Annotated in this window: 10 protein-coding genes; all 10 read right to left on the bottom strand. The window is 61.0% G+C overall.

What is annotated here, in order from left to right:
* Positions 1–18: 18 nt before the first annotated feature.
* The 10 genes from ftsA to rsmH all read right to left on the bottom strand — a co-directional run bounded on the left by ftsA (position 19) and on the right by rsmH (position 13,185).
* Positions 19–1,254, bottom strand: a complete 1,236-nt coding sequence (ftsA, locus tag AC6H1L_RS12320) for a cell division protein FtsA (protein ID WP_297164702.1) — start codon at positions 1,252–1,254, stop codon at positions 19–21.
* Between the two features lie 341 nt (positions 1,255–1,595).
* Positions 1,596–2,744 (bottom strand): cell division protein FtsQ/DivIB, encoded by a 1,149-nt coding sequence (locus AC6H1L_RS12315; protein WP_497597792.1) that lies wholly within the window; start codon positions 2,742–2,744, stop codon positions 1,596–1,598.
* Positions 2,741–3,841: a UDP-N-acetylmuramate dehydrogenase gene (locus AC6H1L_RS12310; protein WP_497597791.1), complete on the bottom strand. Its 1,101-nt coding sequence runs from the start codon at positions 3,839–3,841 to the stop codon at positions 2,741–2,743. The genes AC6H1L_RS12315 and AC6H1L_RS12310 overlap by 4 nt, the downstream gene beginning before the upstream one ends.
* A gap of 134 nt (positions 3,842–3,975) precedes the next feature.
* Positions 3,976–5,616 (bottom strand): UDP-N-acetylmuramate--L-alanine ligase, encoded by a 1,641-nt coding sequence (murC, locus tag AC6H1L_RS12305; RefSeq protein WP_497597790.1) that lies wholly within the window; start codon positions 5,614–5,616, stop codon positions 3,976–3,978.
* A 177-nt stretch (positions 5,617–5,793) separates the two neighbouring features.
* Positions 5,794–6,948 (bottom strand): undecaprenyldiphospho-muramoylpentapeptide beta-N-acetylglucosaminyltransferase, encoded by a 1,155-nt coding sequence (murG, locus tag AC6H1L_RS12300; RefSeq protein ID WP_497597789.1) that lies wholly within the window; start codon positions 6,946–6,948, stop codon positions 5,794–5,796.
* Positions 6,949–7,247: 299 nt separating this feature from the next.
* A complete protein-coding gene (ftsW, locus tag AC6H1L_RS12295) occupies positions 7,248–8,903 on the bottom strand; it encodes a putative lipid II flippase FtsW (RefSeq protein WP_497597788.1) in 1,656 nt (551 codons plus the stop codon).
* Positions 8,904–9,076: 173 nt separating this feature from the next.
* Complete coding sequence (locus tag AC6H1L_RS12290; RefSeq protein ID WP_497597787.1) at positions 9,077–9,457, bottom strand: hypothetical protein; 381 nt, start codon at positions 9,455–9,457, stop codon at positions 9,077–9,079.
* A gap of 29 nt (positions 9,458–9,486) precedes the next feature.
* Positions 9,487–11,268 carry a peptidoglycan D,D-transpeptidase FtsI family protein gene (locus AC6H1L_RS12285; RefSeq protein WP_497597786.1) on the bottom strand — a complete coding sequence of 594 codons (1,782 nt, stop codon included), beginning with the start codon at positions 11,266–11,268 and terminating at the stop codon, positions 9,487–9,489.
* Positions 11,269–11,581: 313 nt separating this feature from the next.
* Positions 11,582–11,983, bottom strand: a complete 402-nt coding sequence (locus AC6H1L_RS12280) for a hypothetical protein (RefSeq protein WP_497597785.1) — start codon at positions 11,981–11,983, stop codon at positions 11,582–11,584.
* 209 nt (positions 11,984–12,192) lie between these two features.
* Positions 12,193–13,185 carry a 16S rRNA (cytosine(1402)-N(4))-methyltransferase RsmH gene (rsmH, locus tag AC6H1L_RS12275; RefSeq protein ID WP_497597784.1) on the bottom strand — a complete coding sequence of 331 codons (993 nt, stop codon included), beginning with the start codon at positions 13,183–13,185 and terminating at the stop codon, positions 12,193–12,195.
* Positions 13,186–13,272: the final 87 nt, after the last annotated feature.

The following is a 13,272-nucleotide window of genomic DNA, read 5'->3' as shown; positions in this document are numbered from 1 at the left end:
TTTCACAGGCTCCAAAACTTACGGAATAAACGAACGTAGCCAGCGCCCGATGCGCGACAGCATATTGCCGCGACCAGCCTGCTGCCCTTCTTCATCGTCGTAGGTCAGCGATGAGTGGGTCAGGCCCCACAGCAGCAGACCGACAGCGGTCGCATAGGCTGGGCGACAGATCGAGTCGGCCAGGCCATGCAGGCCAAGAGGGACGCCGATGCGCGCCGGTAGATCAAGGATCTGCCCGGCCAGCTCCAGGATACCCGGAAGCTCGGCAGTGCCTCCCGTCAGCACCAGGCCGGCAGGAAGCAGCCCGTCGTAGCCCGACTTCTTAATCTCATCATGCACCATCTCGAAGAGTTCTTCAACGCGCGCCTGGATGATCTCCGCCAGCAGCTTGCGCGGCACGAGATCGTTACAGTCTGGCATGAATTGCGCGAGATCAATCATGTCATCATCGTCGATCGCTGAAGGATCACAATGCCCGTAGGTCACTTTTAGCTCCTCAGCGACCGCGAAAGGCAGGCGCAAGCCGATCGCGATATCGCTCGTAATCAGGTTGCCGCCGATGGGCAAGACCACGGTATGCCAGATGGCGCCGTCGGTGTAGATGGCGATGTCGGTGGTGCCACCGCCCACATCCACGAGTACTACCCCCAGGTCGGTTTCGCCATCGGCTAGAACCGCTTCCCCCGAGGCCAGCGGCTCCAGCACCAGATCCTCAATTTCCACATGAGCCTTCTGGATGCACTTAATTAGATTATGGATCGAAGATACAGAGCCTGTGACGATATGCGTCTCTACCTCCAGGCGGAAGCCAGACATGCCGATGGGATTTTTGATACCCTCCTGCCCATCAACGACATAACCGCGCGGAATGACGTGAATGATCTCGCGATTAGCCGGAATGGCAATCGCTCGCGCAACCTCGATCGCTCGGCAAATATCATTCTGAACGATATCGCGATGGCTTGGAGTGATAGCGACAAAGCCTTTGCTGTTTTCCGACTCGATATGGCTGCCGGCAATGCCCACGTAGGCCGTGGTGATGTGCTTGCCGGAGAGGCGCTCGGCACGGTCGATTGCTGCGGCGATCGAGGTGACTGTCTCCTCGATATTGACCACTACCCCGCGCCGCAAGCCCTGTGAAGGGCAGGTGCCAACGCCAACAATGTTCAGTTTCCCGTCGCGATCAAGCTCGCCAACGAGAACACAGACCTTTGTTGTTCCGACGTCGATTCCGACGATCACCCGCTCTTGCACGATCTAGCTCCTCATCGGGCGGCATTGCTAGCTAGGGACACGCTTTTGCGCTTGCTCTCCCCTTTGTGGCTTCCTCTCTTCCCCCCGCTCCTCTCGTCTCCTCGCGCCGGCTGTTCCCTTCCCTTCCGCCATCGTCAGCTCCCCTGCATTGCCTTTCACCGCGCTACCACCTCGCTTCTCCCTTATCATCTTGTGCTCCTTTGTGCGCATCGCGTGTCCGTCAGAGACGCACTACAACTTTGTTTTCTGCGTTGCTTACTTGCTCTGCTTCGCAGGCAGGATCAGGTCCGCGGGCTTCACGAAGAAGCCGGGCCTGTCCGGTCCCAGGTATTTCCTGCTGCCTATGGCTGTAGAGTGTAGGCCACATTCAGGCCAAAGCGCAGGTCGATGGTTGCCAGGTGAAGCCCCTTCTGCTGCGCCATGACGAGGATCTGCTGCAACTCGCGCAACCGATTGGCCAGCGGGTTGACATCATCCGGCCCTCCAAGGTACGCCACCCAGCCGGCGGGGCTGACGATGACAAAGGTGGTGTGGCTCACTGTTTGCGGCTGCTGTGTGGAAGGGCCGGCATTGCTTACATATATTTTACTCTCATAGCGTAGTGTGAAATTGCTAATCCCCGTCAATACGGGTACCTCTTTAAAGACCTCTACAGCAAAGGTGACTTCTGCAGCCTCCAGGCGCGCGCCTGGTCGAATGCCAGCGGTGATGCTCTGCTCGCGCGCATCGATCACCGTCTGGAGTTGGCTGGCCTGGGGTGTGCTGCTGGCTGGTGCCAGGATCATGCCGCTGCGATCCACGCTATAGCTTCCCTGGGCAGTCTTCCAGAGCAGCACCGGTTGGCGCTCGCTTACGATCACCTGTAGCCGATCGGGCCAGTCGCGCTCAACGCTGGCAGTCGCTACCAGGGGCAGGGCAGCAATGCGCCTGCTTAGGGCGGTGGTATCGACCAGGAAGAGGTTTTGACCCTGGACGCCGAGCCGCTGGATTTGGGTTATGAGGGCCTGATTCTGGGTGCCAATTATGGTGATCTGCTGGATGCGAAAAGCAGGACCCAGCAAGGCGAAAAGCAGTCCAGCAGGCACCAGCACCAACCCAAGCAGAGACGCCAGGAGCCTGCGCCAGCGTCTGCTCTGCCGAGTCTGCAGGCGGCTGCTTCTGGGGGGAATGGGAGTCACCGGCCCTCCTCTGGACCCGGCCCCCGGTCTGACTGCAGCTGAGCGTATAGCCCGCATCTGTCCACTTGAGGCCCGCACGGCTGTCTGAGCGAGAGCGCGCGCTACGAGAGGGGAACTTTCCTGGCGCTGGCGCATGCGCCGCTGCCGCGCGCGTCGCTCCGCCATCGCCGTCCAGCCCGCCGGGCGCACGATCGTCTGAGGTGTCGTCACTACCCGCTGGCGGGGCTGTCCTCCCCTACTTTTCTCCGGCTCAGCGCGCCTGACGTCCCAAAAAGCTATTTGCTCTCGTATCTCTCCTCTGTATTCGGTCATGCTATCTCCCACTCGCCGCGCAGTTCGACCTCCAGCTCCAGCTCCACGCCGAACCGCTCTCGTACACGATTGCGCGCTTCCCTGATGAGGGCCGCGATATCGGCTGCGCGGGCACCTCCCAGGTTGACGATAAAGTTGGCATGCCGTTCAGAGATACAGGCGCGTCCACAGCACAGCCCCTTGGCGCCGGCCTGCTCGATGAGCCGCCCGGCATAGTCGCCAGGCGGATTCTTGAAAACCGAGCCGGCGCTTGGCTGTGGCGGTTGTGTTCGCTTGCGATGTTGCCTGTACTCTTCGATCAGGGCGCGCAGTTTGGCTGGATCATCGCGCTGCAGGCGCAAGGCCAGCAGCAGGATGATTTCCGCCGGCTCGATGAGCGTGCGCGGAGCTGGTTGTGGATAGCCGCGCTCATCGAAGGTGACCTGGCGCCCTGCTCGGAAGCGACTATGACGATAGCTCAGCTCCAGCTCAGCACGCTCGTAGCGCCGAACAAGCGCTGCGGCTGCCCTGGCTTCTTCTGTCGTTTGATCCCGGCTTTTATCCCCTTGAGGCTGGCCCTCTCCTTCAGCGCTGCTCGCTGCTGCTCCCAGGGCCAGCGCAGGGCGTACATCCAATACCTCCACCCATTCAAGCACCTGGGACAGCTCCCGCTGATGCGCTCCGGCGTTGCTGACTACGCCGCCGCCGAGCGTTCCCGGAATACCAGGGCCGAATTCCAACCCTCCCCACCCCCGAGTCGCCAGCTCGTTGAGCAGTTTCGGCCAACTGACGCCGGCTTCAGCGTAGAGCAGGGCTGAGCCATCCTCTTGCTCCGCCAGGCGGTAATCGCTGAGGGCAATCCGCGCCACAATGCCACGCACTCCCGCGTCTCCAAAGAGGACGTTGGTGCCGTTGCCTATCACGAGCAACGGCCAGCCCTCCGCCAGGCAGCGCCGCACGAGCCAGATCAGCTCGTCGCGCGTCTCTAGTGTGAGCCAGAGATCTGCCGGCCCTCCAACCCCAAAGGTGCAGTGGCGCGCCAGCGGCTCATGCAGGCGCAACCGCCTACCGAAGCGTGGCAGGAGCGTGGTATACACGCGCTCCGCATCAAATGTCATTGTCGCTTCCATTCTCCATTCTTTTGCCAGGTTTTGAATCAATTTGCCAGGAAGGTGGCCTCCCTTGTCCTTGACTATGTTGCCTTGCTTCAGATTGTCCCGTTGTGTCTCCCGATCCTATGTACGTCCGGCTTTTAGTCCAGGTGTTGAGGCCGGCCACCTTCTCCTAGCAGGTGTTCTGTGACGGTATAGATGTCGCCGGCCCCCATGATCAGGGCTAGGTCGCCATCGCGCAGGTGCCTGCGCAGCTCGCTCTCCGTCTGCGCGCGGTCGCCGCTGTAGAGGGCGAAGCGCCCCTCTGCTCTGAAGCGTGGGCGCTGGGCCAGGGCTGCTGCCAGCTCACGGGCATGCACCAGACCTGTATCGCGCTCGCGCGCAGGGAAGATGTCGCTGATCATGACGACATCGGCTTCGTCAAACGCTTCCACGAACTGCTCAAAGAAGACCTTGGTACGACTATACATGTGGGGCTGGTAGACGGCCACAAGGCGCCGCTGAGGATAGCGCTGACGAGCTGCCGCCAGTGTCGCCGCGATGGCCGTGGGATGATGGGCGTAGTCATCGATGAGGATGACATCGCACGTCCGTTCGCCGAGCGGCAGCGGTCCCTGATGGCGTATCTCAAAGCGGCGTCTGGTGCCGCGGAAGCCTTCCAGTGCTCGTCTGATGGCCTCCTCAGCGATGCCGAGGCTATGGGCTGCAGCGATGGCCCCCAGGGCATTCTGTACATTGTGCAGGCCAGGTACGTGTAACGCGACCTTCTCTCCGCCAAAGAGGGGCCGCACCTGGCTGGGAGTGCCCCGGCTTCCCTCGGCATACCAGCGCACACGAAAGCTGGTTTCTCCTTCCAGCTCCAGATCGTGGGCTTCGAAAAGTGGGGGGCTTTCTTCTTTTGTATTATCTGTAATAGACGTTAGCAGCTCAGCCTTTTCGCCTATTGCTTCTTTGGTCACCGTGTAGAAGACGGTACGACCCGGCCAGGCGCCCAGGCGGGCGCGTAGCTCCAGGCAACCAGGGCTGTCAGCATTCATAACCAGGGTGGGAGGCAGTGGCCAGCGCTCGCTGAGGTCCATGCCCTGGATGAATCGGGTGAAAGCCTGCAGAAAGGCCTCATAGTCCGCAAAGAATTCAGGATGTTCATACTCAATTGAGGTGACGACGGTCAGGCGCGGATGGTAATGCCAGAAATTATGGTTAAACTCGTCGGCCTCGTTGACAAAAAAGTGACTTGTGCCAAGGCGATAGTTGGCCCCGAAGGCTGGCACCACCGTCCCTATGGCGCAGGTGGGATCAAGCCCTCCCTCAACCAACATCAGGGCCAGCAGCGAGGTCGTAGTCCCTTTGCCGTGAACGCCACAGACCGAGAGCAGGCAGTAATCGCGGGTGAGAGCCCCTAGTAGCTCCTGCCAGGTCACAATAGGCAGGCCCTGCCGTTGGGCAGCGATCAGCTCTTCTTGATCGGGCTGCAGCGAGGAGACGGCAGGCGTAATGATGAGCGCCTCCCGCCCCTGGAGATGCTGGGCGCTGTGACCGATAGTTACCTCAATGCCCGCCGCGGTCAGCTCGCGTGTCGTCGCCGATGGGACCCGATCACAGCCGCTGACCACGGCGCCGGCGGCCTGCGCCAGGCGCGCTACAGCCGAAATACCTTGTCCGCCAATGCCCATAAAATGCAGGTGCTTGCTGAGCAGGGCGCGCAGATCCGCTTGTCGGTCTGCTGCGCTCGTCCCTGCGGTTTCTGTGCTTATGCTCGACTCTCTCTCTGCTCTCTCCATCGCAGCCTGCCTCTTTAGACGGTAATTTGCCACTCGGTGTCACGGCAGGGCGGAACGGGCCTGGATCGCCATCTGAGTGCTGAAGCAGAGATCTCTGCCCGTTACCCGCCCGCGACTCGCCTCCGCTCTTGCTTGTTGCTTATGCTTGTGCTCCGGCCGCGTGCCTGCTCCTCCTCTTTAACAGAGGCTGGCTTGTTGCTCACGCGCCGGGACCGCGCCGGCCAGGCGTGCCACAGCCGAGGCGATGGCCTCGGTGGCATCTGGCCGCGCCAGCGCACTGACCGCCCGTACCATCGCCTCGCGATAGGCCGGATTGGTCAGCAGGGTCTCTAGATGGCCGGTCAGTACCTGCGGCGTCAAATCGTCGTTGCGTACTACTAGCGCGGCCCGCCGGCGCCCAAACATAGCGGCATTGGCCTCCTGGGGCGAGGACCCGATTGCTGGCGGCAGCGGCACCAGAATGCTCGGTTTGCCCAGGATCGCCAGTTCACTGAGAGTGGCAGCGCCGGCCCGACAGACGACCACATCCGCGGCCTGCAGGGCTAGAGCCATTTCCGCATCGAGATAGGGCACCAGATGATAGCGCCCTCGCTGCTCCTCAGAGAGGGTGGCCAGCGAGCGTTGTGCCAGGGCCTCCGTTTCCTGAAAGAGCTTTTTTCCGCTGATATGCAGGACCTGACAGCGCTCCAGCAAAGCAGGCAGGGCACGGCAGGTCACTTGATTCAGATGGCGCGCGCCCTGGCTACCGCCCGTCACCAGGACCAGCGGCAGAGCCGGGTCGAGACCCAGGCGCTGACGCGCCTGCTCGATTGGTACATGGCGCACCTCTAAGATCGCCTGGCGCACAGGATTGCCAACGTGGAGGGTCTTGCGCGCCGGGAAATAGACCCGTGAATCTTCAAAGGCCAGCGAGATGCAGGTTGCCAGCGGGGCTAACAAGCGGTTCGAGAGATTCGCCGGCACATCCTGTTGATGCATCAGCAAGGGTATGCGATGCAGCCAGGCCGCCAGGCCCGCAGGCACGGCCACATAGCCGCCACTGGTGAAGACCACCTGTGGGCGAAAGCGCCGTACCACGCCGATGGCTTGCACAATGCCCACAGGGACACGCGCCAGTCCTGTGACCGTGCGCCAGGAAACATAGCGCGCCAGCTTACCGGCCTTGATGGTCACAAAAGGCAAACCGGCAGCCGGGGCCAGCTCGGCTTCCAGCCCGTCATCGCTGCCCAGATAGAGAATTTCCGCTTGAAAAGTCCGTTGTAGCTGCGCCGCCACCGCCAGTGCAGGATAGATATGCCCGCCGGTGCCGCCGCCAGATACCAGTATCCTCATACACTGCCTACCACAGTCAGAAAAGGTTCTCGCCGGAGAGGTTCCCCTCAGACAGGCTCCCCGGTCTAGCCAGCCTCACCAGGGTGAGGCGCCAGGTGCGCTGTCCGCTATCAGTCTTCACCCCGGCGGCATCATTTTCACAGCGTTGCGCGCACAGGCGCGCTTTTTCCTTCAAGAGCCAAAAGAGCATGATCTGTGTTGATCATTCACAGGCCGCTTGCCAGTGCAGTCGGAGGAGCGACCGTAGACGCTCCGCCCATCTCCCCCGACTCCTGGTAGTTCACAGCCCGGTCAGCCAGTTAGTGCCCGCGCGCTGCGGTCCCCTGGCTGCGACGGCCTCGTTTCAGGCGCAGCTCCAGGGTGCGCCGCGAGAAGAGCGGGTCAGCAGGCTCCTGGAGATAGCGCGAGATGTTCAACAGGACCCCCACCGCTGCCATCGAGACCACCAGTGAAGAGCCACCGAAGCTGATGAACGGCAGCGGCACACCGGTGTAAGGAATCGAAGCTGTGCTCGAACCAATATTGATCATGGCCTGCACGACTAGCCAGGTTGTGATGCCCGTCGCCAGTAAAGAACCGTAGAGATCTGGCGTGCGCCGCGCCAGGCGGAAACCGCGAAAGGCCAGCCACAGGAAGAGGAGCATCACAGCAGCACAGCCAATAAAGCCCAATTCTTCGCCAATAATGGCAAAAATGGAATCAATATAAGGCAAAGGCAGATAACCTGTCTTCTGGCGACTTGCCCCCAGCCCAAGGCCGAACCAGCCCCCTGAGCCGAGCGCCAGCAACGACTGATAGAGCTGCAAATTGATACCGGTCACATCGCGGAACGGGTCTAGAAAGCCGAGCAGGCGAAAATAGCGATAACCCTTGAAAGCCTGGGTCAGGAAGACCAGGCCGCCGCAGGCTACAGCTAAGAGAAACTGGGCGATATTGGCGCCGGCGACGAAAAACATCGCCGTGGCTGCCACAGCGATAATGACCGCTGTGCCCATATCTCTCTCCAGCAAGACCAGGCCGAGCACTATTCCTACAAGGATCACGAACGGCGCCAGGCCATAGAGGAAAGTCCTGACCTGATTTCCCTTGCGCGCCAGCCAGTCGGCAATATAGAGAGCCAGCACCAGTTTGACCAGCTCGCTGGGTTGAAAAGAGAAGAACGAGCCGAGCGTGAGCCAGCGCGTGGCTCCGTAGGCACTCGTGCCAAACTTTAAGACCAGCACCAGCAGGGCCAGGGCGACCAGCATGCCGGGCAGTGAGAAACGGCGCCAGAGCCGATAGTCGATATGCATCGTCACCAGCATAGCGATGACTCCCAGCACGGTCCATAGCAGCTCACGCTGAAAAATGTAGGAGGCGTCGCCATAGAGGCTGGCCGAGATAAAGGAGCTGGCGCTATAGACCATGACCAGGCCAAAGCAGAGCAAGGTGAGTACGACGATGAGTAGCCAGTGATCGATCTTGCCAGGGACACGCGGCAGGCGCATCTCTAGCTCCTCAAGCCGGCGCTCTTCTTCTTCACTGATCGCCGATGGGGCTGCAGTCGCAGTAGCGCTCTCCTCTTCGGCTTCGGCCAGCAGCCGCCGCCGCCAGCCAGCGGTTAAGCCGCTGCGTTGCGGGCGAGCTGATCCTTCCTGTCCTGCGCTAGTGCGGTCCAAGACCTTGTCTAATAGCCTGACAGCCCGCGCCGGCAGCTTCTTGCGCGCCAGCGGAGGGATCTGCAGCTGCTCCTCAGCAGCAAGATAAGCCTGGCTCGAGACCGGCTTCCGCGGCAGCCGGTCCGCCACCTGCTCTCTCTTGCTTCGCTCGTTGCGGCGCTGCCCGGGGCTTCCAGCACTGGGCCCTTTGGCCAGGGCTTCCAGCGCCGGCGAGCGCAGATGCGGCAAGGCCTTGCGCTGCCCCTCCTGCTTGCCCGGTTTCGCTTGTCGAGCTTGTCGCTCACGCTCATCAGGCATTTTAATACTCTTTTTTTCTATTTATATCATTTTATGATGATAGATATAATTCGCTAGCCTGACCAGGCCTGCCGCCCGTCTCATAGCCTCAAGAGCTACCCCTGTGCGGCTGACTGTCCGTCAGCGGCCAAAGTGGCAGGTGGGCGAGACAGGGGGCCAGTTCCTGCCTTTTCTCAGCTCTCTCCCCCCATTGGCTGACCATCAGCCTCACGCGTCTGGGCCTGGCCCGGCTGAACAGGCTGTTCCTGAATCACCTGGAGAGCCTGCTCTACGTCCTGCTCGCTCAATGGCTCATGGCTGGCATGCAGACGCTGGAGATCAATCACCTCCGTGCCTCGCGTTTGCACCAGCTCGCTCCAAGGATCATTAGGAAGCGGCTCGATCACCACAGGCTCAGCGGGCGGCTGCTCCTCCGCCCTTTCCTGCCCGGGCTGCCCGGCCAACCCCAGCAACTGCCGCCAGGTATCACTGAGTTCAAGCTCCTCCAGCCGCCGCGCTTTCGCCTCCAAATCAAGATCGTTATGCTGCTCTTGCTTCTGGTCCTGTAATTCCATCTTGCACCTTTTATAGTATCAGAAAGAAATCACTGCGACCGATCGGGCGGGACATGATAGTACCACATCAGCTCCTGAGCGATAGCCTTCCACAGAGGAGCGGCGGCGGTCCCCCCGTAGATACTGGCCTGGGGGCGATCCAGCTTTACCAGAATCACAAAGCGGGGATGGGAAGCGGGCAAAAAACCAGCGACCGAAGCCTCAGTCTGATCCTCTGAGATCCCCTGAGTAGTAGCGGTACCGGTTTTTGCCGCGACCGAGTATCCTGGGACGAGGGCGCGCTGAGCAGAGCCATCGATGGCAGCCACCTCCAGCATAGCGATCAACTCGCGGGCGGCCTTACTGCTAATCACCCGGCGCACGACCTGGGGCTGGATCTTCGTGACATGGCCGTTGGTCTCGATAGCGGAGACCAAGTAAGGGCGCATCATGACGCCATCGTTGGCAATAGCCTGGTAAGCCAGAGCCACCTGTAGCGGTGTCGCCAGGATACTTTGACCGAAGGCCTGGCGGGCCAGATCGCTGGGAGTCCAGCCGGGCGAGCCGGGCCGGCGATAGAAGCCGGTCGCCTCGGGGCTATCGATACCGGTGCGCTGACCAAAGCCGAAGCGCGCCAGGTAAGGATAATAGCGCGAAGGGCCAAGCAGATCATGAGCCACATAAGCGGCCCCGACATTGGCCGAATGCACCAGCACTTCCGTCATGGTCTCACGTCCCCAGGCCTGGTTCTGCCAATTGGTTACCATTGGCGTCCCATCATTGAAGGTCAGATAGCCACGATCATAAATGGTGGTATTGGGCGTAATCAGGCCCTGATCAAGGGCCGCTGCCATTGTCACGGCCTTCAAGGTTGAACCAGGCTCATAGGCGCAATAGAGGGCCGGATTGAGATAGACCTCCTCGCTATGGAGGCAGCCGGTCTGGTCGGCATAGCGTGCGTACTGATTCGGATCGTAGCTTGGGTAGCCAGCCATTGCCACCACCGCGCCGGTGCGGGCATCGAGTACCACCACCGTGCCGCCCTGGGCGCCAAGCTGCTTCACCGTCGCAGCTAACTGAGCCTGGACAAAGTACTGAATGGTACTATCGATGGTCAGCGTCAGATTAGCGCCGGGCACTGGTGGCTCCTCGGACGAGGAGCCGACCACTAAGGGATTACCATATAAATCGCGCTCGGCGGTCAGGCTGCCTGGCTTACCGGCAAGCAAGCTATTATATTGGGCCTCGATTCCATAGACGCCCTGCAGGGACGAGCTGCCGCTGACATAGCCCACATAGCCGAGCACCTGGGCGGCCAGATCACCCTGAGGATAGATACGTTCTGTCTGGGGGGCCAGAAAGACCGCTGGCAGGGCCAGCTCCCGCAGGCGCTCACTCTGTTGCGGGGTAACCGCGTGAGCAATGAGCAGCGACCAGCGATTGGCAGTGAGCGCTTCCATGAAAGCGCGGCGAGTCTCAGCGATGGAGAGCGCAGGTAGCACGCTATGGAGAGCCGTCAGGGTTTGCGTGAGAGCCTCCTGCAGATCATCGGGATGGTTCTCGGAGAACTGAACAGGCTCAATATAGACGTCGTCGCGCACCACATTCGTTGCAAGCACCAGGCCATTGGCATCATAGATCAGGCCGCGAGAAGCGGTGAGCACCTGATCATGAATATGCTCCTGACTGGCTAGCAGCGCCAGCTTATGGCCGCTATATGCCTCGACGATCTGCCAGTAGTAGAGTCGTCCGAGCAGGGCAAACATGCCAACGCAGACCAGCAGGAAGATGAGCATTTGCCGGGCGCGCGCGCGGCGAAGCTCCGTGCTCATCTAACCTCCTCCCCCTGATGGAATGCTGCTCCTCATCATCTTCATGCGTTGCTTCCTTCATCCATCGCATCGCGCTGGCAACCCTGATCCAGGCCACGATCCTGGCAGGCCCGCAGCGTGGCCTGGGCATCCGGCCCTGGCTGGCTGTCTACCGGCCAGGCCCCTGCAGACAGACCAGCCGTCTCTTTGCTGCTTGTCTGTCCGATCAATTGGCTGAGAATCAGTGAGCCGATCCAGGGGCCTACTCTGTCTATCTGCCTGTCTTAGATCCACACGCTCATTCACTGACTCACAGACGGAGACGGATGCTACATCAGGGGGCCGCTCCCGGCTGCTGGCCGGGAACAGATTGCAAACCGGGTACTTCCAGCACCTCAACGGCCTTCGGGTCGGCAGGCACCAGTCCCTGAGCCTGGGCATGACCAGCGATGTAAGCGGGAGACTGCTCCTGCGCCAGAGTATTGACCAGGTCCTGATTCTGCCGCTGTAGAATCGCCTGCTTGGCCTGGTAATCCTGAATCTGCTGGTTCACATTGAGCGCCTGACTCAGCTGCGACAGGTAGAGCAGAGCCATCAGCGCGATCAGGAGGACGCAGCTGATCGTCAGCGCTACTGGCCCCATCTGGAAAAAGAAGGGATGCAGCTGACGACGGCGCCGCGCCGCGACAATTGGCCGCGTTGGAGCTTTTCTCTGTCCACTACTAGCGTAATGCATCGCTGGACCTTCTTTCTCTCTCTCGCATGCTTCTTGCTCTTTGCTTGGCTACTTGCTTTCGCTCACACCTCTGACGCAGCACGGCTATCGTGCGGCTCCGGCCAGGAAAGACCCAGGCAGGTCTTCACCTTACCTGTCGGCCCGCGAGGCGATCAGGGCAGCCCCGAGGCGGGACCGAGAAAGCAAACCGGCCGTAGAAGAGGTCTTCATCAAGCAGGCGCATCCGCCAGGCGCTCGGCAGCGCGTAGGCGAGCGCTACGCGAGCGCGGGTTAGCGCTAACCTCCTGAGCCGTTGGCCGCACTGGCTTAGGCGTGAGCAGGCGTAGCCGCGCGCGATGGCCACAGACGCAGACAGGCGTCCGCGGGGGACAGAGGCAGTCCGTTGCCTCGCGCTTCATAAATTCCTTCACAATGCGATCTTCCAGCGAATGAAAAGCGATGATGACCATTCTGCCTGCCGGCCCATGCTCGCCAGGGGCACCACGGCTGAGCAGATTGAGCATCTGCGGCAAAGCTCGCTCCAGATTCTCCAGCTCGCGATTGACAGCAATGCGCAGAGCCATAAAGACACGCGTCGCTGGATGGATGCCATCGCGGGGGGGCCCTTGGCGCGCGGCGGCGATGGCCGCTGTCACAATCTCAGCCAGCCGGCGTGTACTGGTGATGGGCGCCTGTTCACGTTCGCGCACAATGCGCCGGGCAATCTGGCGCGCGTAGCGTTCCTCGCCATAACGGTGAAAGATGTCGGCCAGTTCCTGCTCATCGGCCCGGTTCACCAGGTCAGCAGCGGAGAGCGGCTGCGCCGGATCAAACCGCATATCCAAGGGCCCGTCCACACTGAAAGAGAGGCCGCGCCGCGGGTTCGAGAGCTGCAGAGACGAGAACCCCAGGTCGAGGAGAATCCCCTGGACCGGCCCGAAAGCGTGCGCCGCAGCGATGCGTTCGAGGTCGGCAAAGTTGCCTTGCGCCAGGATCAGGCGTCCACTTTTGACATACCTGGAGAGGCGCCGCGCTACGCGATCCAGCGCCTCGGGGTCGAGATCGATACCCAGAACTCTGCCATCGGGAGCCGAATGCTCAAGAAGCGCCTCTGTATGGCCACCTTCACCTAATGTCCCATCAATATAATGACCGCCTGCTTGCGGCTGAAGAAACCGTACCACCTCTTCCAGCAGCACCGGCATATGCCATGATGCTTCCATACTCCACTCGCTTAAACCGCTTGGTACGCGCAGCCGAGCGCTCGACGGTAGGGAGAAAGCCTCTCCCCGCCGCATCCTTCGACCCTA

The sequence above is a fragment of the Thermogemmatispora argillosa genome, from assembly GCF_059696725.1.
This window is presented reverse-complemented; position numbering and strand designations above follow the sequence as displayed.

What these genes read in the sequence shown, in the direction of transcription:
- AC6H1L_RS12315 (WP_497597792.1), bottom strand. Translation starts at nt 2,744, where the DNA reads ATGACCGAATACAGAGGAGAGATACGAGAGCAAATAGCTTTTTGGGAC.
- AC6H1L_RS12310 (WP_497597791.1), bottom strand. Translation starts at nt 3,841, where the DNA reads ATGACATTTGATGCGGAGCGCGTGTATACCACGCTCCTGCCACGCTTC.
- murC (WP_497597790.1), bottom strand. Translation starts at nt 5,616, where the DNA reads ATGGAGAGAGCAGAGAGAGAGTCGAGCATAAGCACAGAAACCGCAGGG.
- murG (WP_497597789.1), bottom strand. Translation starts at nt 6,948, where the DNA reads ATGAGGATACTGGTATCTGGCGGCGGCACCGGCGGGCATATCTATCCT.
- ftsW (WP_497597788.1), bottom strand. Translation starts at nt 8,903, where the DNA reads ATGCCTGATGAGCGTGAGCGACAAGCTCGACAAGCGAAACCGGGCAAG.
- AC6H1L_RS12290 (WP_497597787.1), bottom strand. Translation starts at nt 9,457, where the DNA reads ATGGAATTACAGGACCAGAAGCAAGAGCAGCATAACGATCTTGATTTG.
- AC6H1L_RS12285 (WP_497597786.1), bottom strand. Translation starts at nt 11,268, where the DNA reads ATGAGCACGGAGCTTCGCCGCGCGCGCGCCCGGCAAATGCTCATCTTC.
- AC6H1L_RS12280 (WP_497597785.1), bottom strand. Translation starts at nt 11,983, where the DNA reads ATGCATTACGCTAGTAGTGGACAGAGAAAAGCTCCAACGCGGCCAATT.
- rsmH (WP_497597784.1), bottom strand. Translation starts at nt 13,185, where the DNA reads ATGGAAGCATCATGGCATATGCCGGTGCTGCTGGAAGAGGTGGTACGG.